Source organism: Massilia sp. Se16.2.3, assembly GCF_014171595.1.
In the GTDB taxonomy this organism is placed as follows: domain Bacteria; phylum Pseudomonadota; class Gammaproteobacteria; order Burkholderiales; family Burkholderiaceae_D; genus Telluria.
The window spans coordinates 127,294-150,256 of the sequence record NZ_CP050451.1; the positions used below are offsets into that span (position 1 = coordinate 127,294).

At 64.8% G+C, this 22,963-nt stretch carries 22 protein-coding genes and 1 pseudogene; 9 read left to right on the forward strand and 14 right to left on the reverse strand.

Annotation, left to right across the window (positions count from 1 at the left end; all coding sequences use genetic code 11):
- Positions 1 to 84 precede the first annotated feature (84 nt).
- The 6 genes and pseudogenes from G4G31_RS24790 to G4G31_RS00610 form a co-directional block, all read right to left on the reverse strand.
- A complete protein-coding gene (locus G4G31_RS24790; RefSeq protein ID WP_229425251.1) occupies positions 85 to 975 on the reverse strand; it encodes a PAS domain-containing protein in 891 nt (296 codons plus the stop codon).
- 3 nt (positions 976 to 978) lie between these two features.
- Positions 979 to 1,230, reverse strand: coding sequence for a PP0621 family protein (locus G4G31_RS00590; RefSeq protein WP_182989854.1), 252 nt, complete (start codon positions 1,228 to 1,230; stop codon positions 979 to 981).
- Positions 1,227 to 2,036 (reverse strand): annotated as a pseudogene (locus G4G31_RS00595) (inner membrane protein YpjD). Before G4G31_RS00595 ends, G4G31_RS00590 begins: the two are co-directional and overlap by 4 nt.
- A gap of 66 nt (positions 2,037 to 2,102) precedes the next feature.
- Entirely contained in the window at positions 2,103 to 2,906 is an 804-nt protein-coding gene (locus G4G31_RS00600; RefSeq protein WP_182989855.1) for an ABC transporter ATP-binding protein, read from the reverse strand.
- A 1-nt stretch (position 2,907) separates the two neighbouring features.
- Positions 2,908 to 3,732: an ABC transporter permease gene (locus tag G4G31_RS00605; protein ID WP_182989856.1), complete on the reverse strand. Its 825-nt coding sequence runs from the start codon at positions 3,730 to 3,732 to the stop codon at positions 2,908 to 2,910.
- Positions 3,733 to 3,747: 15 nt separating this feature from the next.
- Positions 3,748 to 4,719 (reverse strand): ABC transporter substrate-binding protein, encoded by a 972-nt coding sequence (locus G4G31_RS00610; RefSeq protein WP_182989857.1) that lies wholly within the window; start codon positions 4,717 to 4,719, stop codon positions 3,748 to 3,750.
- Between the two features lie 283 nt (positions 4,720 to 5,002).
- Here G4G31_RS00610 and ffh point away from each other — a divergent pair, with 283 nt between their 5' ends.
- Together ffh and G4G31_RS00620 are read left to right on the forward strand one after the other, a co-directional pair.
- Positions 5,003 to 6,370 (forward strand): signal recognition particle protein, encoded by a 1,368-nt coding sequence (ffh, locus tag G4G31_RS00615; protein WP_182989858.1) that lies wholly within the window; start codon positions 5,003 to 5,005, stop codon positions 6,368 to 6,370.
- A gap of 267 nt (positions 6,371 to 6,637) precedes the next feature.
- A complete protein-coding gene (locus tag G4G31_RS00620; protein WP_182989859.1) occupies positions 6,638 to 7,042 on the forward strand; it encodes an SWIB/MDM2 domain-containing protein in 405 nt (134 codons plus the stop codon).
- A gap of 260 nt (positions 7,043 to 7,302) precedes the next feature.
- Here G4G31_RS00620 and G4G31_RS00625 read toward each other — a convergent pair whose 3' ends face one another.
- The 4 genes from G4G31_RS00625 to G4G31_RS00640 all read right to left on the reverse strand — a co-directional run bounded on the left by G4G31_RS00625 (position 7,303) and on the right by G4G31_RS00640 (position 12,780).
- Positions 7,303 to 8,685 (reverse strand): alkaline phosphatase, encoded by a 1,383-nt coding sequence (locus G4G31_RS00625; RefSeq protein ID WP_182989860.1) that lies wholly within the window; start codon positions 8,683 to 8,685, stop codon positions 7,303 to 7,305.
- Between the two features lie 20 nt (positions 8,686 to 8,705).
- The gene (locus G4G31_RS00630) at positions 8,706 to 10,151 is read right to left on the reverse strand and encodes an alkaline phosphatase (protein ID WP_182989861.1); all 1,446 of its coding nucleotides are present in this window, start codon (positions 10,149 to 10,151) and stop codon (positions 8,706 to 8,708) included.
- Between the two features lie 239 nt (positions 10,152 to 10,390).
- Positions 10,391 to 11,032 (reverse strand): lytic transglycosylase domain-containing protein, encoded by a 642-nt coding sequence (locus G4G31_RS00635; RefSeq protein WP_182989862.1) that lies wholly within the window; start codon positions 11,030 to 11,032, stop codon positions 10,391 to 10,393.
- 5 nt (positions 11,033 to 11,037) lie between these two features.
- Positions 11,038 to 12,780, reverse strand: coding sequence for a proline--tRNA ligase (locus G4G31_RS00640; protein ID WP_182989863.1), 1,743 nt, complete (start codon positions 12,778 to 12,780; stop codon positions 11,038 to 11,040).
- Positions 12,781 to 12,984: 204 nt separating this feature from the next.
- Here G4G31_RS00640 and G4G31_RS00645 point away from each other — a divergent pair, with 204 nt between their 5' ends.
- Entirely contained in the window at positions 12,985 to 13,623 is a 639-nt protein-coding gene (locus tag G4G31_RS00645; RefSeq protein ID WP_229425252.1) for an RNA pyrophosphohydrolase, read from the forward strand.
- A gap of 169 nt (positions 13,624 to 13,792) precedes the next feature.
- Positions 13,793 to 15,082 (forward strand): retroviral-like aspartic protease family protein, encoded by a 1,290-nt coding sequence (locus G4G31_RS00650; RefSeq protein ID WP_182989864.1) that lies wholly within the window; start codon positions 13,793 to 13,795, stop codon positions 15,080 to 15,082.
- Positions 15,083 to 15,102: 20 nt separating this feature from the next.
- Here the strand turns inward: G4G31_RS00650 and G4G31_RS00655 are convergent, their stop codons facing one another.
- Entirely contained in the window at positions 15,103 to 15,378 is a 276-nt protein-coding gene (locus tag G4G31_RS00655; protein ID WP_182989865.1) for a hypothetical protein, read from the reverse strand.
- 116 nt (positions 15,379 to 15,494) lie between these two features.
- Here G4G31_RS00655 and G4G31_RS00660 point away from each other — a divergent pair, with 116 nt between their 5' ends.
- Both G4G31_RS00660 and G4G31_RS00665 read left to right on the forward strand, forming a co-directional pair.
- On the forward strand, positions 15,495 to 17,153 hold the full coding sequence (locus G4G31_RS00660) for an aspartyl protease family protein (protein ID WP_182989866.1): 1,659 nt from the start codon (positions 15,495 to 15,497) through the stop codon (positions 17,151 to 17,153).
- Positions 17,083 to 17,511: a DUF1841 family protein gene (locus G4G31_RS00665; protein WP_182989867.1), complete on the forward strand. Its 429-nt coding sequence runs from the start codon at positions 17,083 to 17,085 to the stop codon at positions 17,509 to 17,511. Before G4G31_RS00660 ends, G4G31_RS00665 begins: the two co-directional genes overlap by 71 nt.
- Before the next feature lie 57 nt (positions 17,512 to 17,568).
- Here G4G31_RS00665 and G4G31_RS00670 read toward each other — a convergent pair whose 3' ends face one another.
- The 3 genes from G4G31_RS00670 to G4G31_RS00680 all read right to left on the reverse strand — a co-directional run bounded on the left by G4G31_RS00670 (position 17,569) and on the right by G4G31_RS00680 (position 19,859).
- Positions 17,569 to 19,074 (reverse strand): SulP family inorganic anion transporter, encoded by a 1,506-nt coding sequence (locus G4G31_RS00670; RefSeq protein ID WP_182989868.1) that lies wholly within the window; start codon positions 19,072 to 19,074, stop codon positions 17,569 to 17,571.
- A gap of 93 nt (positions 19,075 to 19,167) precedes the next feature.
- The gene (locus G4G31_RS00675; RefSeq protein ID WP_182989869.1) at positions 19,168 to 19,509 is read right to left on the reverse strand and encodes a cytochrome c; all 342 of its coding nucleotides are present in this window, start codon (positions 19,507 to 19,509) and stop codon (positions 19,168 to 19,170) included.
- 14 nt (positions 19,510 to 19,523) lie between these two features.
- Positions 19,524 to 19,859, reverse strand: a complete 336-nt coding sequence (locus G4G31_RS00680; protein ID WP_182989870.1) for a cytochrome c — start codon at positions 19,857 to 19,859, stop codon at positions 19,524 to 19,526.
- 199 nt (positions 19,860 to 20,058) lie between these two features.
- On the opposite strand from G4G31_RS00680, the gene G4G31_RS00685 reads away from it, so the two are divergent.
- The 3 genes from G4G31_RS00685 to G4G31_RS00695 are packed head-to-tail and all read left to right on the forward strand — an operon-like array spanning position 20,059 to position 22,692.
- Positions 20,059 to 20,913, forward strand: coding sequence for a MoxR family ATPase (locus G4G31_RS00685; RefSeq protein ID WP_182989871.1), 855 nt, complete (start codon positions 20,059 to 20,061; stop codon positions 20,911 to 20,913).
- Positions 20,910 to 21,518, forward strand: coding sequence for a GNAT family N-acetyltransferase (locus G4G31_RS00690; protein ID WP_182989872.1), 609 nt, complete (start codon positions 20,910 to 20,912; stop codon positions 21,516 to 21,518). The genes G4G31_RS00685 and G4G31_RS00690 overlap by 4 nt, the downstream gene beginning before the upstream one ends.
- A 1-nt stretch (position 21,519) precedes the next feature.
- Entirely contained in the window at positions 21,520 to 22,692 is a 1,173-nt protein-coding gene (locus G4G31_RS00695) for a VWA domain-containing protein (RefSeq protein WP_182989873.1), read from the forward strand.
- The last annotated feature ends 271 nt before the right edge of the window (positions 22,693 to 22,963 follow it).

Sequence of the window (22,963 nt, forward strand, 5' to 3'; positions counted from 1 at the left end):
AGCGCAGCTTGAGGTGGGCCGGATGGTCGCGCCGTACGCGCAGGCCGGTATCGCCCGCCACGCTGTCCTGATGGGGCTTGAGAATCACGAAGGCCTCGTCGGGGCCGGTCGCGCCAGTAACCGGTTCGACCGCGGCCACGGCAGGCGGCGCGGCACGTTGCCCATCCGCCCCGCGCCGGTGGCGAAGGCGCTGGCGACCGGTTCCAGCGCCGCCAGGTCGTTGAGGCGGTAGCCGGCCGCCGCTTCGATGCCGAGCATGCGCTGCGCGGCCGGGTTGGCGGTGTGGACGCAGCCTTCCGGGTCGACCACGAGCACGCCGTCGCCGACGTCGGCGATGACGATCTCGTTGATCGACTGCTGCACCTGCAGGTCGGCACCGCGCTGTGCGGCCAGCTCTTCCTGGCCGATCAGGCGCGCCGCCAGACGGTTGAGCAGCCAGACCACGGCAAAGAAGGCGATGCCATACATCCCGCTCTGCATCAGCGGCGGCTCGCTGTTACCCGTGAGCAGCTGCCAGAACACCTCGAGCAGGATGAAGATCGTGGCCAGCGCCGCCGTGAACAGCGCCAGCAGCAGCGGCGCCAGGATCGCCACGCCGGACAGCGGGAACAGGTAGAGGATGCCCAGCCCGCTGCGCACGCCGCCGGCGGCCAGGTAGAGCAGCGAGATCACCGCCAGGTCGACGGCGATCTGGCTGCTCAGCTGGAGCAGGAAGCGCCGCTTCCACAAGGCGGTGATGCCGCCGAAGCAGAGCGCCGTGGCCAGGTAGAAGAAGCAGGTGCCGGCATAGGCCGACGCCCCGCGCGCACCGCCGCCACGCACCTCCGGGGCAAGGTAGAGCAGCAGCACCAGCGCAATGACGACACGGGTGACGGTGAACGCCTGCAGCGAGCGCCAGAAGGTGGTGCGCGACTGCGTGGACAGCGAGGGCCAGCGCGTGGTGAGCGCGGCGGCGCGCAAGGCTCGGGTAAACAAGGCTCAGTGCGGCGGCAGGCGCACGTGCGACGGACTGCAATAATCGAGGCCGTCGGCGCGCACGGCTTCCGATGCCGGGAAATGCAGGCCGCAATGGGCGCAGCGGGTCATGTCCTCGATGGCCGCCCTTGGGGCGGGCGCAGGCGGACGGCGCGGCGCCGCGTCATCGGCGCGGCGGGCGGCGGCGCGCAGTTTCGAGCGCAGCGCGAACACGATGAGGATGGCCAGGCCGATCCAGAACACGAGGCGGCTCATGCGACGCTCCGGTGCAGCACGACTTCCAGCACGAAGCGGCTGCCGACATAGGCCAGCGCCAGCGTGGCGAAACCGGCCGGGGTGAAGCGCAGCGCCGTCTTGCCGCGCCAGCCACGCCAGCGCCGTCCGGCCAGCAGGCCGCGAACAGGATCCAGGACAAGAGCGCGAAAATGTTCTTGTGGTCCCAGCGCAGCGCGCGTCCGAACAGCTGCTCGGAGAACACCACGCCCGACAGTACCGTCAGGCTGAGCAGCACGAAACCGATGCCGATCAGCCGGAACAGCAGTTTTTTCCATCGTCAGCAGCGCGGGCAGCTGGTCGAGCGCCCCGCCGAACCAGCCCGGGCCGGCCGTGACGGTGCGCGCATGCAGGCGCGTTTCCTGCAGCGCCATCAGCACCGCGTGGAAAGCGGCGATCGTCAGCGTGCTGTAGGCCAGCACGGCGACCGCGACATGCCAGCCGAAAGCGCTCGACTGGGTCGACAGCGGCATGACGGACCCCGGGAACAGCATCGGCAAGAGCGCGGCGGCGCAGGCGCAGGGCATCACCAAGCGGCGCAGGCCGTCGAGGGCGAAGTTGCGGTTCTCGAACCAGTAGGCCGCAACCGACACCCACAGCGCGGCCGAGAGCATGATCGCAAAGCCGATGCGCAGGCTGCCCGGCGCAAAGGCGTCGCCGCCCAAGGCCACCCCGTGCAGGGCCCAGGCCAGCGCGGTGACGCCGGAGATGACGCCGCCCCGGCGCGACGGCAGCAGGGCGCAGGCCGCGTAGAGCAGCGCCGCGGCAAGGAAAAGGGTGTTGTGCATAATCGGCAGTCTACACCAAGGAGAAACGGCCGTGGCGGCCCCTGCCGCCCCGGCAAAGCCGCAGCCTCAGTCGATTGCGGCCATCCTGAGCTCATCGTGGTGATGGCGCTGCTGCTCTTCCATCACCAGGTGGCCCAGTTCGCGCTTGAGGGCGTTGAATTCGGGCGCGGCCGGGTCGCGCATGCGCGGCAGCTCGACCAGGATGTCGCGCTTGACGGTGCCGGGGCGGTAGGTCATCACGACGATGCGGTCGGCCAGGTAAATCGCTTCCTCGATGCTGTGGGTGACGAAGAGGATGGTCTTTTTCGTCTCCAGCCAGATGCGCTGCAGTTCGTCCTGCAGGTTGCGCCGGGTCAGCGCGTCGAGGGCGCCGAAAGGCTCGTCCATCAGCAGGATGGGCGAATCGAGCGCCAGCACGCGCGCGATCGCCACGCGCTGGCGCATGCCGCCGGACAGGTCTTTCGGATAGCGGGCGCGGAAGTCCGACAGCGACAGCATGCCCAGCAGCGCGCCGACACGCTCGCGGATCCGCGCCTTCGGCATGCCCTTGATTTCCAGGCCGAAGCCGACGTTCTGCTCGACCGTCATCCAGGGAAACAGCGCGTATTCCTGGAACACCATGCCGCGTTCCGGTCCGGGCCCCGCGACTTGCGCCCCATCGACGAGGATGCTGCCCGAACTCGGCGGCGAAAAACCGGCCACCGCGTTGAGCAGGGTCGACTTGCCGCAGCCCGAGGGTCCGAGCAGGCAGGTGAATTGCCCGCGCGGGATGTCGAGGTCGATGTCCTGCAGCGCCACCACCTGGCGCTCGTCGCTGGCGAAGACCTTGCCGACTCCCTGGATGCGGATATGGGTGTCCAATGCGTCCATCTCAGTGCTCCAGTCCCCGGTGCCAGCGCAGCAGGTAATTGTTGAGGCGGTTCATGGCGATGTCGATCGCCAGGCCGAGCAGGCCAATGGTGATCATGCCGGCGATGATCTTGTCAGACCAGAAATACTCGCGCGCTTCCAGGATGCGGTAGCCCAGGCCATTGTTCACGGCGATCATCTCGGAGACGATGACGACGATGAAGGCGGTGCCGATGCCGATGCGCACGCCCGACAGGATATAGGGCACGGCCGCCGGCAGGATCACGCGCAGGAACATCGTCGTGCCGCCCGCTCCCAGGTTGCGCGCCGCACGCAGATAGATGCCGTCGACCTGGCGCACCCCGGCAATCGTGTTCATCAGGACGGGGAAAAAGGCGCCCAGCGCGATCAGGAACACGGCCGGCGGATTGCCGAGCCCGAACCAGAGGATGGCCAGCGGAATGTAGGCGATCGGCGGAATCGGCCGCAGGATCTGCACCAGCGGATTCATCCAGGCATACACCGTATTGCTCGCTCCCATCGCCAGCCCGAGCGGCAGCGCCAGCCCGGCGCCGATGACGAAACCCACCACCACCCGGTACAGGCTGGTGAGGGTATCGACGATGAGTTCGCCCGAGAAGGCCCAGGACCACCAGCCGCCCTCGGTGTACGCTTCGTACGGCATCAAAGGCAGCAGGTAGGCCACCCAACGCTCCCAGACCGCGAGCGGCGACGGCAGGATCTGCGGATTGACCCAGCCATTGCTGGCCACCCACTGCCAGATGGCGATGGCCAGCACCGGCACCACCATGCCGACGGCGATGTCACGCCAGTTACGCTTTTTCATGCGGGGCCCGGGTGCTTACTTGATGTTCAGGCTTTTCTTGGCCGCATCCAGCAGGTCGGTCTTGACCCATTCCTTGGCCACCGGCGGCTTGGCCATGCGCCCCACCCCGGTCTTGACCATGGTGTCGGTGGTGACCTGGATGTGCTCGGGCGTGATGTCGTAGGAATACGGCGAATTGCTGATCGCGTCGTTGAAATCGTCGCTGGTGATCTGGCCCTTGAACACGACCTCGCGCACGTATTTTTCTGCCAGCGCCTTGTCGTCGATGAAGGTCTTGGTGGCCTGCACGAAGCAGCGCATGAATTTCTCGGCCACGGGGCGGCGTTCGCGATAGAACTTCTCGGTCATGACCATGGTGCGGATCGGTTCGCCGATCGGGGTGTCATAGGGTTTCAGCACCTCGGCCCCGAAGCCCTTGTTGATCGCCTGCGAAGACTGCGGCTCCGACTGCATCATGGCGTCGATCTGCTTGCCCAGCAGCGCCTGGTTCAGGTCGGCATAGGGCAGGAACACCAGCTGCACGTCCTTGCCCGGGGTGACGTCGGCTTTCAGATTGTGCTTGGCCAGCTCCGCCATCAGGAGCACTTCCTGGATGCCGCCGCGGGTCACGCCCACGCGCTTGCCCTTGAGCTGGGCCGCGCTGGTAATCTTCAGCTCGGGCCGCGCCACCAGGCGCGCGCCGCCCTTGGCAAAACCGGCCACGACATAGATGGGCGCGCCGCCGGCACGGCCGGAAATGGCGGCTTCGGAGGCGGTGGTGCCGACATCGAGCTCGCCGGCGATGATGGCCTGCATCACGTCCAGCCCTTTCGGGAAGATCTTTTCCTCGACCTTGATGCCGCACTTCGGTGCGATTTCCTTGATATACGAAACGGCGCCATAGTGCGCGAACTTCAGGTTCCCGAGCCGCACCACGTCCTGTGCCTGGGCGCCGGCAGCTGCCAGCAGGGTCATTGCGATCAGGGTCTTGCCGAACACTGTAGTCATGCCATCTCTCCGTTATGCTCTCGTCATTCAAAGGGGCTGTCGTGCTGGTGGTGCTGCCGGATCTGCGCTGCCGGATCTGTATTGATTCCGCCGAGAAAAGGCTATATTGGAATGCAAGATGTGTCAAACACGACAAGACGCGTATCCGACAGATCACCCGAGCGCCGTGCAAAAAACCCCTTGTCGCCCCCGCCGCGGCGGGCGGCAAGCCCTTGCACAGGGTAAAATGGCAGATTATCGAAGACCGTCCCACGTCTCCTATTCATATACAGTCAGGTAGAACATGCTAGATAACCTTACCCAACGCCTAGCCAAAGTCGTCAAGACAATGCGCGGCGAGGCACGTCTGACCGAAGCGAACACCGCCGAGATGCTGCGCGAGGTGCGCCTGGCCCTGCTTGAGGCCGACGTGGCGCTGCCGGCGGTGCGCGAATTCATCGCCAAAGTGAAGGAAAAAGCGCTGGGCGAAGAAGTCATCGCTTCGCTCAGCCCAGGCCAGGCCCTGGTCGGCGTGGTGCAGCGCGAGCTGGCGGCCCTGATGGGCGCCGACCTCGGTCCGGACGCCACCCAGCTGTCGTTCGCCCAGCAGCCGCCCGCGATCATCCTGATGGCCGGCCTGCAGGGTGTGGGCAAGACCACCACCGTCGGCAAACTCGCCAAGTACCTGAAAGAACAGAAGAAGAAAAAGGTGCTGACGGTATCGGCCGACGTCTACCGTCCGGCCGCGATCGCCCAGCTCGAATCGGTGACGAAACAGGTCGGCGCCGACTTCTTCCCCTCCACGTCCACCGACAAGCCGGTCGACATCGCCCTCAACGCCCTCGACTGGGCGAAGAAGCACTACCACGACGTCCTGATCATCGACACCGCCGGCCGCCTCGGTATCGACGAAGCGATGATGCAGGAAATCGCCGCGGTGCACGGCGCCGTCAAGCCGATCGAAACCCTGTTCGTGGTCGATGCCATGCTCGGCCAGGATGCGATCAACACGGCCAAGGCTTTCAATGATGCCCTGCCCCTGACCGGCATCGTGCTGACCAAGCTCGATGGCGATTCGCGCGGCGGTGCGGCACTCTCCGTGCGTCACGTCACCGGTAAACCAATCAAGTTCGCCGGCGTGTCGGAAAAGCTTGATGGCCTGGAAGCCTTCGACCCGACCCGCATGGCCAGCCGCGTGCTGGGCATGGGCGACATCCTGGCGCTGGTGGAAGAAGCGCGCAAGGGCGTCGACGAAAAGGCCGCGCAGGACATGGCCAACAAGATCAAGTCGGGCGGCCGTTTCGACATGAACGACTTCAAGGCGCAGCTGACCCAGATGAAGAAGATGGGCGGCATGTCCGGCCTCCTCGACAAGCTGCCGGCGCAGTTCCAGCAGGCCGCGGCCGGCGCCAATATGGACCAGGCCGAGAAGCAGGTGCGGCGCATGTGCGGCATCATCGACTCGATGACGCCGCTTGAGCGCGCGAAACCGGAGCTGATCAAGGCCAACCGCAAGCGCCGCATCGCCGCCGGTGCCGGCGTGCAGGTGCAGGAAGTCAATCGCATGCTGACCCAGTACGACCAGATGCAGACGATGATGAAGAAGCTCAAAGGCGGTGGCCTGATGAAGATGATGCGCGGTATGAAGGGCATGATGCCGGGGATGAGGTAAACCCCATTCCGGCAGGCCTTGATGCCCGCCGGACGTTTTTGCCCTCTTCGCAAGCCGCGCCCGGCTCATGCCCGGTGCGGCTTTTTTACGCCGGTTTTTGCATGGTTTTTCACTCTATGGCCGCAACTGGCACGCAAACCCGGATTTTTGGGCTTATCAGAGTGAAAAAATGGTGAAAAAGACTTGCAGGAACGCTAAAACGCCACCAATATAAGCCGTGCGATAAATTGCGCAACTTTTACTTATGCTCGTTTAGGAGGCTCGAAGATGGCAACAGCCAAGAAATCCCCAGCAGCGCCTGCAAAGAAGGCAGCCGCCGCGAAGCCGGCCGCCGCGGCCAAGCCTGCAGCGAAGAAAGCAGCAGCTCCTGCAAAAGCAGCTGCGCCGAAAGCCGCAGCAGCGAAGAAACCGGCAGCAGCGCGCAAGCCTAACGCCGCGTTCATGAAGGAACTGACGCCGTCGGCCGAGCTGGCTGCAGTGGTCGGCAACAAGCCGCTGCCACGCACCGAAGTGACGAAGAAAGTCTGGGAATACATCAAGAAAGCGGACCTGCAAGCTGCGGACAACCGCCAGATGATCAACGCCGACGACAAGCTGAAAGCCGTCTTCGGTGGCAAGGCACAGGTCTCGATGTTCGAAATGACCAAGCTGATTTCGAATCACCTGAAATAAGAAAACGCCGGCTGTCCATTAGCCTGAACGTTGAAAAGCCCCGGTTGCAAGACCGGGGCTTTTTGTATTTGGGTGTCGATCATACCGTGTCGATCGTTATCGGCTCCGTGATCGTGCCGGATGATCTCGCCGCCAACGATCACCGCGTGGGCAGCGCGCATTCGACCTGTGCTCACCTGTTGCGGGTGGAGCTGCCCACCCTACGTTGGCGTCGCCGCACATTCAACCGTGGGGTGGGCGCCCCGTGGTCACGCCGCGATCTACAAGCCGAACGCCGCCTTCATCAAATCGAACACCCGGGTGTTTTCCATCGTGCCCTTGAACGGCGCCGATCCCGCCCCTTCCGCATACAGCTTCACATCGCCACCGCCGTGCGATTCGCTCGACCAGCGCACGCCCGCCTCCTGGTGATAACCCTCGGCCAGTGCCGCGGCGCTGTCGACGTCAAGACGGGTCTCCGGCCGGTTCGGGCCGTTACCGAAGACGAGCGTGGTAAACGTCTTGCCGTCGGCGTCGCGGGTCGGTTCGCCATTGGCATAACCGCGCACGATGTCGAGCACCGGATTGCCGCGCTTCGGATAGCCGTTCAGCACCATCGTGTGGTCGTGGTCGGCGGTGACGACGATCAGGGTGTTTTCCAGGCCCGGGTCGAGCGCGCGCATGCGCTCCACCGCCGTCCTGATCGCCTCGTCGAAGGCGACCGTCTCGACCAGCGCGTTGCGCGCATTGGTCTCGTGCAGCGCGTGGTCGATCTTGCCGCCTTCGACCATCAGGAAGAAGCCCTTGGGATTGGGCGACAGCAGCTCGATCGATTTCGCCGTCATCTCGGCCAGCGTCGGCTGCTCGGGACGGCGCTTCGACGCATAATCGAGATGGCTCTCGGCGCTGTAGACGCCGACGAACTTGCGGCCCGGCCGGCTCGATGCCATGTCGGCACGGGTACTGGCCACGAAATAGCCCTGCGCCGCGAATTCGGCCATCAGGTCGCGGCCGTCGGCGCGGCCCTTGCGGTTGGTCTTCGCATCGAAAGGCGTGAAGTGGTTGCGCCCTCCTCCCATCAGCACGTCGACGCCGTCGCCCAGGCGCGTGTTGTAGCCCGCGCCACCAGGGACAATCTGCTGCGCGATCTGGTAGCCCATGTCGCGATTGCAGACATGCGAGAAGGTCGATGCCGGCGTGGCGTGGGTCAGCTCGGTGGTGGTGATGGCGCCGACCGCCTTGCCGCGCGCCTTGGCCAGTTCGAGGATCGTCATCGGCGCGCTGCCGTTATTGGCGCCGCAGCGGTCCACGCTGGCGTTGCCGTTGGCGTCCTTGGCGGGATCCCTTGGTGTCGCGTCCTGCATCGAGATCACGTCGTTGTTGATCTTCACGCCGGTCATGTAGGCGCCCATCGAGGGGGCGCTGTCGGTCACCTGGGCATCGGCCGAATAGGTCTTGATGCGCGCGGTGCGCTCGAAGCGTTCGAAGTCGAGCAGGCCGTCTTCGCCCGCCTTGAAGATGCGCGCGGCGGTGATCGTGGTCGGGCCCATGCCGTCGCCGAGGAAGAAGATGATGTTCTTTGCGGAGGGCCTGGCTGCCGGCGCGGCCTGCGCGCCAAGGCTGAAGGCTGCCGCCAGCAGCAGGGAGAGTCGGATCGTGGTCATTGAATGGTCTCCTACGGTGCTCACAGGCCCGCCGCGGTCTTGATCAGGCTGAATACGCGGGTATTGTCGATGGTCCCGCGAAACAGCTCGGCATTCGCGCCGATGGCGCCCAGGTAGACGTCGGCGCCGCCATGGGTTTCGCTGCCCGCGCGCGTGCGCACCACCGCTTCCTGGTGGTAGTCGTCGCCGGCCGCGATCTCGTCGGTCAGTTTCACGTCCTTGCGGCTGCCCGCCACACGGTGTTCGCCCGTGCCGAAGCCCAGGATCGTGAAGGGCGCGCCATCTTTATCAAGCCGCACCTTGCCGTCCGGGAGGCTGCGCACCAGGCCCAGCACGCCCGGATTGCCTGGGGTGGTCTTGCCGGTGCGCGGCGAGTAGCCGTTGATCAGCAGCGTGTGGTCGTGGTCGGCGGTGGCGACGATCAGGGTGTTCTTCAGGCCCGGATCGATGGCCTGCATCCTGTCGATGGCGACTTTGAGCGCGGCGTTGTAGCTGGCCGTTTCCTGCAGCGCGCGCTTGGCCAGCGTGGCATGCAGCGCGTGGTCGATCAGGCCGCCCTCCACCATCAGGAAGAAGCCGTTCGGGTTCTTCGACAGAATGTCGATCGCCTTGGACGTCATCTCGGCCAGGGCTGGCTGCCTGGCCGGGTCGCGCGCGGCCTCGTAGGCGAAGTGGTTCTGGGCGAACAGGCCGATCGCTGGCTGGGCGGCGGGCGCCAGCGCGTTCAATTGCGCGCTGCTTGTCGCGACGCGCCAGCCCTTGCCCTGCAGTTCGGCCAGCAGGTTGCGGCCATCGGCGCGTTTGCCGCCGGCATCCGTGGGCAGGAATTGCTGGGCGCCGCCGCCGAAGACCAGATCGAGGCCATTCGCGCCCGGGGCCGCGTTGTAGCCCGCTCCGCCCGGCACCAGCGCGGCGGCGATGTCCTGTTCCAGCTTGCGGTGGCAGGCATGGGCATAAGTGGCCGCCGGCGTGGCGTCGGTCACGCTGGTGGTGGTAACGACGCCGGCCGCCATGCCCCGCGCCTTGGCCAGTTCGGCCAGGGTCGGCACCGCACGGCCGTTGTCGCAGCGGTTCACGAGGCGGCCGTTCTCGGTCGTCGGCGAGAGCGAACGCGTGTCGGTCGACATCGAGATCACGCCGTTGTTCTGCTTCACGCCCGTCATGTAGGCCGACATCGAGGCGGCGCTGTCCGTGACCTGGGCATCGTTCGAGAAGGTTTTCACGAAAGCCGATTCGGGCAGCGTGTCGATGGTCAGTTCGCCGTCTTCGCCGGCGGCGTAGATGCGCGCGGCGGTGAGCGTGTTGATGCCCATGCCGTCGCCGAGGAAGAAGAGGATGTTCTTGGCCTGGCCGTCGACGGCAACGCGTGTGCCGGCAGTGGCGGTGGATGTCGCGGCCGGCCCGTTGGACGCACAGCCGGCCAGCGCCGCCAGCGTGCACGCGGCGGCGAGAAGTGTCATTCGCATGATGGCATTCGTAGCGGGGAAAGCGGAGAGTCTACACCGCAAACGAAAGGTGTGACCGGTTCACTACGTGTCGATCACAGGGTAGGCGGCTCCACCCTTGCGATAGGCATGGACGCAGCGTTTGCGCCACCTACGCGTTCAACAGGCTCTGGATTTGTCGCGAAGTCTCAAGCGCCGGTTGAACGCGTAGGCGGCGGCCCTGCCCCGTCAATACGAGTACCCAGGTGTAGCCGCCTACCCTACCTGGCTGCCACCGCCACCGGATTGAACTCCCACTTCTTCCACGCCGACAGCACCGCGTTCGGATACTGCGGCTTGCCGCGGCTGCCGTTGTAGCGGCCCAGCGCCAGGTAGAGGTTGCCGCGCTCCATGTCGATGTACATGCGCAGGATGGAGCAGCCGTAGCGCAGGTTGGTCTGCATGTGGAAGAGTTTGCGGCGGTCGTTGTCGCCAATGACCTTGGTCCAGAACGGCATCACCTGCATGTAGCCGCGCGCGCCGGCGATCGAGACGGCGTACTTGCGATAGGCCGACTCGACCTGGATCAAACCCAGCACCAGGCCCGGGTCGAGGCCGGCGCGGGTGGATTCGTACCAGGCCGCTTCCAGGAACTCGTTGCGCACCTGGTCGTCCGGCAGGCGCCGTTTCAGGCGCCCCGACATCTCGGTAAACCACATCTGGTAGCGCACCCGCGCCGCCTCGTCGCGAAAGCTCGGCTTCGGCGGGCGGCTGTCGGCAATCGCCGCCGCCAGCGCCAGCCGTACGGAGTCGGCCATCGCCTCTTCCTGCTGGTTGCCGGCCTGCGCCGACGCACTCGCAACGAACAGCGTGGCCAGCGTGGCTTTCCTCAGCCAGGCGAGCACCCGGCCGTATCCTTCCATCGCCTTCACTGGGCCAGCTTGCCCTTGATGAAGCCGACCATCTCCGCAACCGGGACGGCGGTGGCTTCAGCATCGCGGCGGCCCTGGTATTCCAGCTTGCCTTCCTTCAGGCCGCGCTCGCCGATGACGACGCGGTGCGGCACACCGATCAGTTCCCAGTCGGCGAACATCGCGCCCGGGCGCAGGCCGCGGTCGTCGACGATGACGTCGATGCCCGCCGCCAGCAGCTCGGCGTACAGCGACTCGGTCTGCTCCTTGACCATCTCGCTGCGGTCCATGCCCATCGGGCACAGCACCAGCTGGAAGGGTGCGATCGCGTCCGGCCAGATGATGCCCTTGTCGTCGAAATTCTGCTCGATGGCCGCACCCAGGATGCGGGTCACGCCGATGCCGTAGCAGCCCATCTGCAGCGGTGCCGGCTTGCCGGCTTCGTCCAGGTAGGTCGCTTCCATTTTTTCGGAGTAGGCGGTACCGAGCTGGAACACGTGGCCGACTTCGATGCCGCGCTCGATGGCGAGCACGCCCTTGCCGTCGGGCGAGGCGTCGCCTTCGACCACATTGCGCAGGTCGGCGACGATCGGTTCCGGCAGGTCGCGGCCCCAGTTCACGCCCGTCAAGTGGGCGTCGACTTCGTTCGCGCCGCAAACGAAGTCGCTCATGTTGGCAACCGTGCGGTCGGCGACGATAGTGACCGCTTGCTTCGGTGCCACAGGGCCGAGGTAGCCCGGCACAGTGCCATACACTTCCTGGATTTCGGCTTCGGTCGAAAAGCGGTGGTTCGCCAGGCCGGCAACCTTGCCGACTTTCACTTCGTTGAGCTCGTGGTCGCCGCGCAGCAGCAGCATGAAGTACTGCTTGGTTACCTTGCCTTCCACCTTCCCCTCTTCTTCCTGCTCGACCGTCAGCGCGATGGTTTTCACCGTCTTCGACAGCTGCAGGCCCAGCAATTCAGCCACGCTTTCGCACTTGGTTTTACCTGGCGTCGGCACCTTCGTCATTGGCTGCGTCGCCGCGCCGCGCTCGCCGATGGCCAGCGCCTCGGCCGCTTCCATGTTGGCCGCGAAATCCGACGTCGGGCAATACACCAGCGCGTCTTCGCCGGTGGAGGCGATGACGTGGAATTCGTGCGAACCGGTGCCGCCGATGGCGCCATTGTCAGCCGCCACCGCGCGGAATTTCAGGCCGAAGCGGTTGAAAATGCGCACATAGGCATCGAACATGATCTGGTAGGACTTCTGCATGCCCTCGAGGTCGCGATCGAAGGAATAGGCATCCTTCATCGTGAACTCGCGGCCGCGCATCAGGCCGAAGCGCGGACGGCGCTCGTCGCGGAACTTGGTCTGGATATGATAAAAATTCAGCGGCAGCTGGCGGTAGGACTTGATCTCGCTGCGCACGACGTCGGTGACCACTTCTTCCGAGGTCGGCTGGATGGCGTAGTCGCGTCCGTGGCGGTCCTTGACGCGCATGAGTTCAGGACCCATCTTGTCCCAGCGGCCGGTTTCCTGCCACAGCTCGGCCGGCTGCACGACCGGCATCAAGAGTTCGAGCGCGCCCGACTTGTTCATCTCTTCGCGGATGATGGCCTCGACCTTGCGGATCACGCGCAGGCCGGTCGGCATGTACGTATAGATACCGGAGCCCAGGCGCTTGATCATCCCTGCGCGCATCATGAGCTTGTGGCTGACGATCTCGGCGTCGGACGGCGCTTCTTTAAGCGTAGAAATAAAAAATCGTGAGGCACGCATATCGATGAATTCTTTTTAAAAAGAGAGAGTTATAATCGACCTAATTTTAAAGGATTAGCTGGCTGATGCGTCCAACTTTGTACAAATGGGTCCGGAACACACAGCGTCCGCCGTTTTCGTCGTGCACGGGCATGGCTGATGCATTGGATTTGTAGGTAAAAATGTAAGGGACTCGGAAGCCGGCAGAAAGTTTCGAGGTGCACTATGCTCGATCGGGAAGGGTTTCGCCCCAACGTCGGCATCATCCTGCTTAACGCCAACAACGAGGTGTGGTGGGGCAAGCGGGTGCGCGAGCACTCATGGCAATTTCCGCAAGGGGGTATCAAATACGGCGAGACGCCGGAACAGGCGATGTACCGCGAGCTCGAAGAGGAAATCGGTTTGCGCCAGGAGCACGTCAAGATCGTGGGCCGCACCCGCGACTGGCTGCGCTACGAGGTGCCGGATCATTTCATCAAGCGCGAAATCCGCGGCCATTACCGTGGCCAGAAGCAGATCTGGTTCCTGCTGCGCATGGTAGCGCGCGACAATGACGTCAACCTGCGCCTGACCGACCATCCGGAATTCGACGCCTGGCGCTGGCACGACTACTGGGTACCGCTGGATGTGGTCATCGAGTTCAAGCGCGATGTCTACCAGCGCGCCCTGCAGGAATTGTCGCGCTTCATTACCTGGCCGGCAAATGGCGGACAGGGCGAGCGCCGCCACAGCGCACGCTACCTGCGCCAGCCGCGCGGACAGGGCAATGCGTCGACGGCGGCCGCCAAGGCCGTCGCCAAGGCGCGCGAGACCGTGACTGAACCACAACTCGCACCGCAGTTGCTGCTCACGCCGGGAAAATAAGCGCCCTGCCGGGCGCCAGGAGAGGCAAGCGCGCCGCGCAAGCGGTGTTGCTTGCCTTTTTTACGCCTGTGCCTTTGACGCAACGCTCATCACGCGTGCCGGGTCCACTTCCCGTTGTGATCAATTTCTTAATTGCAGTTGTTGAAACTTTCCGCATAGAATCATCGGCATGAAGCCGATCTCCTCCCGCACGCTCCTCGCTCTCCTGCTGGCCTTCTCCGCAAGCACCGTCGCCGCCGCCGATGCCGAACCGGCCCGCTGCCAGTACACCAGGGTCGCCAGGCTGCCCCTGCAGTACACCGGACCCGCGCTGCAGATCACGACCGAGGGCAGCATCGACGGTACACCGGCGCGCATGCTGGTCGATACCGGTGCCCATGAAACCTTCCTCACCCGCACCGGCACCGAGCGCCGCGGCATGTCGCTGCACAACACCGGAAAAGTCGCCCATGGCGCCGGCGGCAGCACCTGGATCTACGAGACCCGTGTCTCCGAGTTCAGCGCCGGCCCCGCGCGCACCCACGGCAGGGGCTACATGCAGGTGTTGAACGAATTCGGCTTCACGCCCTCCTTCGACGCCCTGCTCGGCTCGCCCTTCCTGCTGCAGACGGACCTCGAGATTTCGCTGGCCACCAAGGAAATCACTTTCTTCCGCCCGAAAAACTGCAAGGACAGCTACCTCGGCTACTGGAACGAGAATGTCCTGTCGATTCCCTTCGAGCGGCCTGCCAACAGCGGGTTCACCGACCAGGGCCTCAATCCGCATTTCACGGTGCAGGTGAACGGCCAGAAGATGCGGGCCATGATCGATACCGGTGCCCAGGTAAGCCTGGTGTCGCTCGCGGCCGCCCGGCGTGCCGGATTCACGCCGGACGCGCCCGGCGTCACGGCAGCCGGGAACTTCACCGGCGTCGGCGAGCGCAAGCAGCGGCGCTGGCTATGGGTCTTCAAGAACTTCCAGATCGGCGAGGAATCGATCGGGAACGCCGACCTCAGCGTGACCGGGGACGACAGGATGAGCGTCGACGTCATCCTTGGTGCCGATTTCCTGCGCGCGCACCGGGTCCTGTTCGCCATGAGCCAGGACAAGCTCTACTTTTCCTACATCGGCGGCGAACCTTTCGGCCAGCACCGCAAGCTCGAGCCCTGGATCCAGGCGGAAGCCGACGGCGGCAATGCCGATGCCCAGATGGCGCTTGCCGCCGCGTACCAGAACGGCGAAGGCGTGACGCGCGACGAAGCCGCGGCCGACCGCTGGCTGGACAAGGCGGCCGCGGGCGGCAGTCCCCAGGCGATCCTGCTGAGCGCCCGCAAGACGATGCTGGCCGGCGACTTCGCCGCTGCCGCGCCGCGCCTGCGCGCCGGCCTCGACAAGCTGCCATCGGACCGCCAGGCCGCGCTCTGGCTCTACCGGCGCGCGTGCGCAGCGGCGAGCCCGAACTGGCGAAAGCGGAGTTGAACGCAGCCTTTGCGCGTGGCTCACGCGACGAATGGCCGACGCCGCTTGCCGACTTCTATCTCGGCAAACTGACGGCCGACAAGCTGCTGCGCGCTGCGGCCGACGACCGCGCGCAAGGAACGCTGCGCAGCTGCCACGCGCTGGCAGCCATGCGCGAGTGGCAGCTGGCGCACGGCCAGCAGGAGGCAAGCGCAGCGCTGGCAACGCGCGCCGCGGCCCTGTGCGCCACCGGTAGCGCAGCGGGCATCTGGCGCAGCGGCCAGTTCATCCCCGCAGACGGGGCTGAGCCCCGCCACCGTCGTTTCGCGGGCTTGCCCCCGCCGGCTTGCCCCCGCCGGCTTGCCCGCGCCGGCTTGCCCGCGCCGGCTTGCCGTGCGGCCAGGATCACCACCATTTCACACGAAAGCGTCACATGCATCAACCGCCCTTCCATTTCCTTCTTGGCCTGCTGCTGGCAGGCGCCGTCGGCACGGCGCTTGCCGCGCCCGAGAAAGCGGCCTGCAATTACCAACGCGTCGCCAGGATGCCGCTGTCCTATACCGGCGGCAACCTGCAGATCACCACGCCGGGAGGCATCAACGGCAAGCCGGCCGTCGTGCTGTTCGATACGGGGGCCTACAACACCTCGCTGACCAATGCCGGCGCGCGCAGGCACGGTTTGACGCTGCGTCATACGGGTACGGAAAGCGTTGGCATCGGCGGCTCTTCCTGGGACTACCAGGCCAGGGTCGAGCAGTTCTCGCTTGGCCAGCTGAAAAGCGGCAAGCGCACTATGGACGTCATCGGCGACGACAGCGCGGGCCCGGTCGATGCCATCGTCGGTGCCGACTTCCTGCTGCAGGCCGACCTGGAAATCTCGCTCGCGGCCAAGGAAGCGAATTTCTTCCGCCCACAGGGTTGCGACGACAAATTCCTCGGCTACTGGGATCCCGATGCCGTCGTCATTTCCTTCATCCCCAACCGCCAGCAGACCGAGAATCCGCGCTTCCGCGTCCGCGTCAACGGCGTCGAACTCGATGCCATCATCGACAGCGGCTCGGACATCACCACGCTCTCCCTGCCCGCCGCGCGCCGCGTGGGCCTGCAGGTCGACGATTCCCGGCGCCTGGGCGTCGTCGCCGGCATCGGCCGCCAGCACCGCGCGCTCTGGAGCGCGACCCTCGACAAGATCGAGATCGGATCGGAGGCGATCGAACATCCCGAGATCAACGTGGTCGACCACGACATCGTCGACCTCATCCTCGGCGCCGACTTCCTGCGTTCGCACCGCGTGCTGTTTGCGATGAGCCAGAACAGGATCTATCTGTCCTATGTCGGCGGCGCGCCTTTCGGCGAGCGCCGCAAGCTCGAACCCTGGATCTTCGCCGAAGCGGAAGCCGGCAACGGCGATGCCCAGTATGCGCTGGCCAAGGCCTACCTGTCCGGCAATCGCGTTCCGCGCAACAAGACGCAGGGCGAGCTCTGGCTCGAGCGCGCGGCCGTGAGCGGCAACGCCCTTGCGAATATCTACAGCGGGCGCGCCATGATGGAGCGTGGCCAGATGAGCGAGGCGGCGCCCCGCCTGCGGGCCGGCCTGGACAAGCGTCCGACGCACCGCTACGCCGCCCTCTGGCTGTATCTCGCCCGCCTGCACGGCGGCCAGGAGGCGCTGGGGCGCAGCGAGCTGGCCGCGACCGTTGCCGCTGCGCCGGCGGACTGGACCGACGCCGATTGCCCAGTTCTACCTCGGCAAGATCACGGCCGAGGACCTGCTGCGCCAGGCTGCGCGCGACAAGGACGATGCCGCGGCCAATACCTGCGCCGCTTACGAAGCAGTCGACGAGTGGCAGAAGGCAGGCGGCAAGGGCGCCGTCCCGCTGCCGGCGGCCGGCAGAGCCAGTTGCGGGCCAGCCAGGGAAGCGGCGGCCCCGCAGCCGTCGGGCGCGACGCCCTAGCCGGAAAGCAGGGAGGGCGGCATCGCGCTACAATGGCGCCCTCTTCCTGCTTTCCCTCCCCCGACCATGTTTACCCCGTCCTCGCACGACGTGCGCCGTTTTTTCTGCGAAGCCCTGCGCAAGCAGCGCGCCGGTGAAGTCCTCACGCCGATGGACGCCATCGCCGCCGACTGGATCGTCCAGCATCCCGAATACCACGACGAATTGATGGACGCCGACGAAGCCGTCGCACGCGATTATTCGGTCGAAGGCGGCAAGCCGAATCCCTTCCTGCACCTGTCGATGCACCTGTCGATCGCCGAGCAGGTATCGATCGACCAGCCGCGCGGCATCAAGGCCGCGCACGACCTGCTGGTTTCCCGCATCGGCGAGCACGATGCCCACCACGAGATCATGGAGTGCCTGGGCGAGATGATCTGGAAGTCGCAGCGCGCCGGCCTGCCGCCGGATACGGATGCCTACATCGAGTGCGTGCGGCGCCGGGCGACGCGCTAGGGCTCGAAAAACGATACAAAAAAGCGGCCATGGCCGCTTTTTTTGTATCAGGACCGCTTAGCCCAGCTGATCGTCCGCCACCCGGTAGGTCGGGTCTTCGAGCAGGTTCACCTCGATCATGTCCTGCGCCTTGCCCAGCAGTTCGCGGCAGTCCGCACTCAGGTGGCGCAGGTGCAGCCGCTTGCCCGCGGCGCGGTAGCGTTCGGCCAGGGCATCGATCGCCTGGATCGCCGAGTGGTCCACCACGCGCGCGCGGCGGAACTCGACCACGACGTCCTGCGGATCGTCCTTGACCGCGAACAGCTCGTTGAAATTGGCGATCGAGGCGAAGAACAGTGTGCCTTCGAGGTCATACACCTTCCAGCCCTGGGCGTCGACGCTGGTCGTCACGCGTATCTGCTTCGCGTGCTGCCAGGCGAACACCAGCGCCGAGACGATCACGCCGACCAGCACCGCCACCGCAAGGTCGAACACCAGGGTGATCGCCGCCACCAGCACGACGACGACGGTGTCGGCGCGCGGCACCTTGCCGATCGTGCGGAAGGTGCCCCATTCGAAGGTCTTTTCGCAGACCACGAACATCACGCCGATCAGCGCGGCCAGCGGAATCTGCTCGATCCAGTACGACCCCACCAGGATGAACGAGAGCAGGAACAGCGAGGCGGAAATGCCCGACAGGCGGCCATAGGCGCCGTTGTTCACGTTGATCATCGACTGGCCGATCATCGCGCAGCCGCCCATGCCGCCAAAGAGCGCCGTGACGACGTTGGCGGCGCCCTGCGCCATGCATTCGCGGTTCGGCTGGCCACGGGTGCCGGTGATCTCGTCGACCAGGGTGAGCGTCAGCAGCGACTCGATCAGGCCGACACCGGCCAGCACCAGCGAATACGGGAACACGATGCGCAGGGTCTCGAGATTGAAGGGCACGTCGGGAATGGCAAAGGCCGGCAAGCCGCCGCCGATGGAGCCCAGGTCGCCGACGGTCTTCGATTCGATGCCCAGCAGCGCCGCGCCTGCCGTCACCACCAGGATGCCGACCAGGGTCGCCGGCACGGCTTTCGTGATGCGCGGCGTGAGGTAGATGACGGCCATGGTCGCCGCGACCAGGCCAAGCATCGTGAACAGGGCCGTGCCGCTCATCCACTGCCCGTTAATCTTGAAATGCCCGAACTGGGCGATGAAAATCACCAGCGCCAGGCCGTTCACGAAACCCAGCATCACCGGATACGGCACCATGCGGATGAATTTACCCAGGCGCGCGGCGGCGAACAGCATCTGCAGCAGTCCCATCAACACGATGGCCGCGAACAGGTATTGCACGCCGTGTTCAACGACCAGTGCCACCATGACGACAGCCAGCGCGCCGGCCGCGCCCGAGATCATGCCGGGGCGGCCACCAAAGGCCGAGGTGATGAAGGAAACCAGCACGGCGGCGTACAGGCCGGTCAGCGGCGACACATGGGCCACCAGGGCAAAGGCGATCGCTTCAGGGACCAGCGCCAGCGCGACGGTCAGGCCGCTCAGCAAATTGGTTTTCAGGTAAGCAGGCGAAACTGGCGACAAGACGGACTCCGTATGAATGCAAAAATCCCTCCGGCCCGGCCATGCCGGAGCGGAGGGATCGACATTCTACAGCGATCGGGCCTGCGGACTGCCCTACTTGCGCACCACCAGCTGCGACGGCAGGCTGGCCAGATAGGCGCCGATGTCGATCATGTCCTGGTCCGACAAAGGCTGGGCCATGCCGGCCATGATCGGGTTGCTGCGCCCGTTGGCCTTGTCGCCGCCGCGTTTATAGGCGGTGAGCGCGTGCGCGATGTAGTCGGCATGCTGGCCGGCCAGCTTCGGATAGCTCGGGTCGATGGGTTTGCTGTAATCGGCGCCGTGGCAGGACGCGCAATTGTATTTCTTCGCCAGTTCGGCGCCGCGCTTGACGTCGGCGGCTGCGGCCTGGAACGAAATGGCGCCGAGGGCCAGCGCGATGATCAGTTTTTTCATGGCGTGTCCTTGGCTTACTTGCGGGTCTGGGCGTTTTGCTGCGAATAATAGGCGGCGACGTCGGCGATGTCCTGGTCGGACAGGCTGATGGCGATCCCGCGCATCGATGGATGCTTGCGGTCGCCTTTCTTGTAGGCGTGCAGCGCGGCTTCGATATATTTGGCCGACTGGCCACCGATCATCGGCACCTGATAGACCTCGGGAAAGGCTGTTTTATAGCCGGGAATGCCATGGCAACCGATGCACATTTCGACCTTGTTCGGTGCCGCCTTCGGATTGCCGACGACGTCCGCCGCCGAGGCGCCACCGGCGCAGGCCGCCAGAACGAGTACTGCCAGAATTTTTTTCATGGTGGGAATCGCAAGATTTTTAATCGAATACCGCTACCGCACAAAAACTTAGCCAAATACTGCCAATCTATTAACCGTCCGATTCTAGCCCAACAAAAGATTGCAGTCTACCAAGGTCGTGCGGGCGCCATCCCCGCAACCGAAGCACCTCCGTGTTATGGCATATACTCGGGATTTCTTTCACACACACCCTATTCGTATGCAAGCCACTCCCCGCTTCGAAGGCACCGAGAGCTATGTCGCCACTAGCGACCTGAAACTGGCGGTGAACGCCGCCCTCACCCTGGGACGCCCGCTCCTGATCAAGGGCGAGCCCGGTACCGGCAAGACCATGCTGGCCGAGGAAGTGGCCGCCGCACTGGGCATGCCGCTGTTGCAGTGGCACGTGAAGTCGACCACCAAGGCCCAGCAGGGCCTGTACGAATACGACGCCGTCTCGCGCCTGCGCGATTCTCAATTGGGCGACGAGCGCGTGCGCGACATCCACAACTACATCGTCAAGGGCGTGCTGTGGCAAGCCTTCACGGCGCCGGAACCGGTCGTGCTGCTGATCGACGAGATCGACAAGGCCGATATCGAATTTCCGAACGACCTGCTGCGCGAAATCGACCGCATGGAGTTCTATGTCTACGAGACGCGCGAGATGGTGGTGGCCAAGCACCGCCCGCTGGTGATCATCACCTCCAACAACGAAAAGGAATTGCCGGACGCTTTCCTGCGCCGCTGCTTCTTCCACTACATTAAATTCCCCGACCGCGAGACGATGGCCGACATCGTCAAGGTCCACTTCCCGCGCCTGAAGCAGGACCTGCTGGCCGCCGCGCTGCAGAGTTTCTACCAGGTGCGCGACGTCCCCGGCATCAAGAAGAAGCCCTCCACCTCGGAACTGATCGACTGGCTCAAACTCCTGCTGGCCGAGGACATTCCGCTCGAAGCCCTGCAAAGCCAGGATACGAAAGCCGTGGTGCCGCCGCTGCATGGCGCGCTGCTGAAAAACGAGCAGGACGTGCACCTGTTCGAACGCCTGGTCTATATGTCGAGGACGAACCGATGATCCAGGCGGTGCCGCTCAGGGTCGAGCCCGTTACGCTCGAATTCAACGGCGTGCGCCTGGAGCCGCTGTCGCTGGAACACGTCGAAGGCCTGCGCGAAGCCGCCGCCGACGGTGAGCTGTGGAATATCCGCGTGACCTCGGTGCCGGAACCGCACCGCACCCAGGCCTACGTGCACACCGCCCTGGAAACGCCGAACCGCGTCGCCTTCGCCGTGGTCGACGCCTCCACCAACGCCGTGCTCGGCACCACCAGCTACCACGACATCCTCCCCGAGATCGGCCGCGTCGAAATCGGCTACACCTGGTACGCGAAAAGCGTGCAGCGGACGCTTGTGAACACCAGCTGCAAGTTGCTGCTGCTGTCGCATGCCTTCGACACGCTCGGCTGCGCCGTGGTGGCTTTTCGGACCGACAATTTCAACCATGCCTCGCAAAAGGCCATCGAACGGCTGGGCGCGAAAAAAGACGGCGTCATCCGCCACCACGGCCTGCGCCGCGACGGCACCGTGCGCGATACCGTCATGTACAGCATCGTCCGTGGCGAGTGGCATGAGATCAAGAGCCACCTGCACTACCTGCTGGGCCGCCACGCCGGAACCGTTTGAGATGCTGATCGATTTCTTCTTCGCCCTGCGGGCCGCCAAGGTGCCGGTCTCGATCAAGGAACTGTTGACCCTGCTCGAAGCGCTGGAAAAGAGCGTCATCGCCCCCTCGCTCGACGAGTTCTATTACCTGGCGCGCCTGACCATGGTGAAGGACGAGGCCCACTTCGACAAGTTCGACCGCGCTTTCGGTGCCTACTTCAAGGGCATCGACGCCGTGTTCGACACGACCAAGGGCGAGATCCCGCTCGACTGGCTGATCAAGCGCATGGAGCGCGAACTGACGCCCGAACAGAAGGCGGCACTGGAAAAATTCGGCTACGACAAGCTGATGGACCGCCTGAACGAGCTGCTGAAGGAACAGAAAGAACGCCACGAAGGCGGCAGCAAGTGGATCGGCACCGGCGGTACCTCGCCCTTCGGCCACGGCGGCACCAATCCGGAAGGCATCCGCATCGGCGGCCAGGGCCGCAACCGCACGGCGGTGAAGGTGTGGGACCAGCGCTCGTACAAGGACTATGACGACGAGCGCGAACTGGGCACGCGCAACATCAAGGTGGCGCTGCGCCGCCTGCGCCGCTTTGCCCGTACCGGCGCGGCCGACGAGCTGGCGCTGGACGACACCATCCGCGCCACGGCCAACAATGCCGGCTACCTCGACATCCGCATGCAGCCCGAGCGCCGCAACCGCATCAAGGTGGTGATGCTGCTCGACGTGGGCGGCAGCATGGACGACCACATCGAGCGCGTCGAGGAACTGTTCTCGGCCGCGAAGAGCGAATTCAAGAACATGGAGTTCTACTACTTCCACAACTGCGTCTATGACTACCTGTGGAAGAACAACCGGCGCCGCCACGCGGAGCGCTTCCCGACCTGGGACGTGCTGCGCACCTACCCGGCGGACACCCGCATCATTTTCGTGGGCGACGCCACCATGAGTCCCTACGAGGTCGTCGCGCCCGGCGGCTCGGTCGAATACAACAACGAGGAAGCCGGCGCCGAATGGCTGGCACGCTTCTGCAACGCCTTCCCGAAATTCGCCTGGCTCAATCCGGAGCCGGAACACCTGTGGCAATACCGCCAGTCGATCGCCCTCATCCGCCAGATCATGAACAACAGGATGTTCCCGGTGACGATGGAAGGGCTGGAGCGGGCGATGCGGCTGTTGAGCAAGTAGGAAGCGCGGCGTGTATTTTGCATGGGTCCGGTTAGAACACTTGAAAGACGAAGATTTCCTCCGTCACACCGGCAAACTTGTGAAATGGATCGGTAACGCGGGTGGCGCGTACGTCGACCGTTCCGTGGCACTGGTCGGGATGTGTAGCGTCAGGGAATTCAACGCCGACCGGCATGTCGGGCGGAATGCTTTTCAGCAGCTTGCGCAGCTCGCTCGCCTTCCCGATCCGCTTTCGTTCGCTAGACCGAAACCGCGCCGACCTTCTTAATGC

Coding starts and splice junctions, on each gene's coding strand:
- G4G31_RS00660 (WP_182989866.1), top strand. CDS start 15,495: ATGCATCAACCGCCCTTCCATTTCCTTCTTGGCCTGCTGCTGGCAGGC.
- G4G31_RS00620 (WP_182989859.1), top strand. CDS start 6,638: ATGGCAACAGCCAAGAAATCCCCAGCAGCGCCTGCAAAGAAGGCAGCC.
- G4G31_RS00635 (WP_182989862.1), bottom strand. CDS start 11,032: ATGGAAGGATACGGCCGGGTGCTCGCCTGGCTGAGGAAAGCCACGCTG.
- G4G31_RS00690 (WP_182989872.1), top strand. CDS start 20,910: ATGATCCAGGCGGTGCCGCTCAGGGTCGAGCCCGTTACGCTCGAATTC.
- ffh (WP_182989858.1), top strand. CDS start 5,003: ATGCTAGATAACCTTACCCAACGCCTAGCCAAAGTCGTCAAGACAATG.
- G4G31_RS00675 (WP_182989869.1), bottom strand. CDS start 19,509: ATGAAAAAACTGATCATCGCGCTGGCCCTCGGCGCCATTTCGTTCCAG.
- G4G31_RS00685 (WP_182989871.1), top strand. CDS start 20,059: ATGCAAGCCACTCCCCGCTTCGAAGGCACCGAGAGCTATGTCGCCACT.
- G4G31_RS00640 (WP_182989863.1), bottom strand. CDS start 12,780: ATGCGTGCCTCACGATTTTTTATTTCTACGCTTAAAGAAGCGCCGTCC.
- G4G31_RS00650 (WP_182989864.1), top strand. CDS start 13,793: ATGAAGCCGATCTCCTCCCGCACGCTCCTCGCTCTCCTGCTGGCCTTC.
- G4G31_RS00630 (WP_182989861.1), bottom strand. CDS start 10,151: ATGCGAATGACACTTCTCGCCGCCGCGTGCACGCTGGCGGCGCTGGCC.
- G4G31_RS00610 (WP_182989857.1), bottom strand. CDS start 4,719: ATGACTACAGTGTTCGGCAAGACCCTGATCGCAATGACCCTGCTGGCA.
- G4G31_RS00645 (WP_229425252.1), top strand. CDS start 12,985: ATGCTCGATCGGGAAGGGTTTCGCCCCAACGTCGGCATCATCCTGCTT.
- G4G31_RS00695 (WP_182989873.1), top strand. CDS start 21,520: ATGCTGATCGATTTCTTCTTCGCCCTGCGGGCCGCCAAGGTGCCGGTC.
- G4G31_RS00590 (WP_182989854.1), bottom strand. CDS start 1,230: ATGAGCCGCCTCGTGTTCTGGATCGGCCTGGCCATCCTCATCGTGTTC.
- G4G31_RS00605 (WP_182989856.1), bottom strand. CDS start 3,732: ATGAAAAAGCGTAACTGGCGTGACATCGCCGTCGGCATGGTGGTGCCG.
- G4G31_RS00625 (WP_182989860.1), bottom strand. CDS start 8,685: ATGACCACGATCCGACTCTCCCTGCTGCTGGCGGCAGCCTTCAGCCTT.
- G4G31_RS00680 (WP_182989870.1), bottom strand. CDS start 19,859: ATGAAAAAAATTCTGGCAGTACTCGTTCTGGCGGCCTGCGCCGGTGGC.
- G4G31_RS00665 (WP_182989867.1), top strand. CDS start 17,083: ATGTTTACCCCGTCCTCGCACGACGTGCGCCGTTTTTTCTGCGAAGCC.
- G4G31_RS00600 (WP_182989855.1), bottom strand. CDS start 2,906: ATGGACGCATTGGACACCCATATCCGCATCCAGGGAGTCGGCAAGGTC.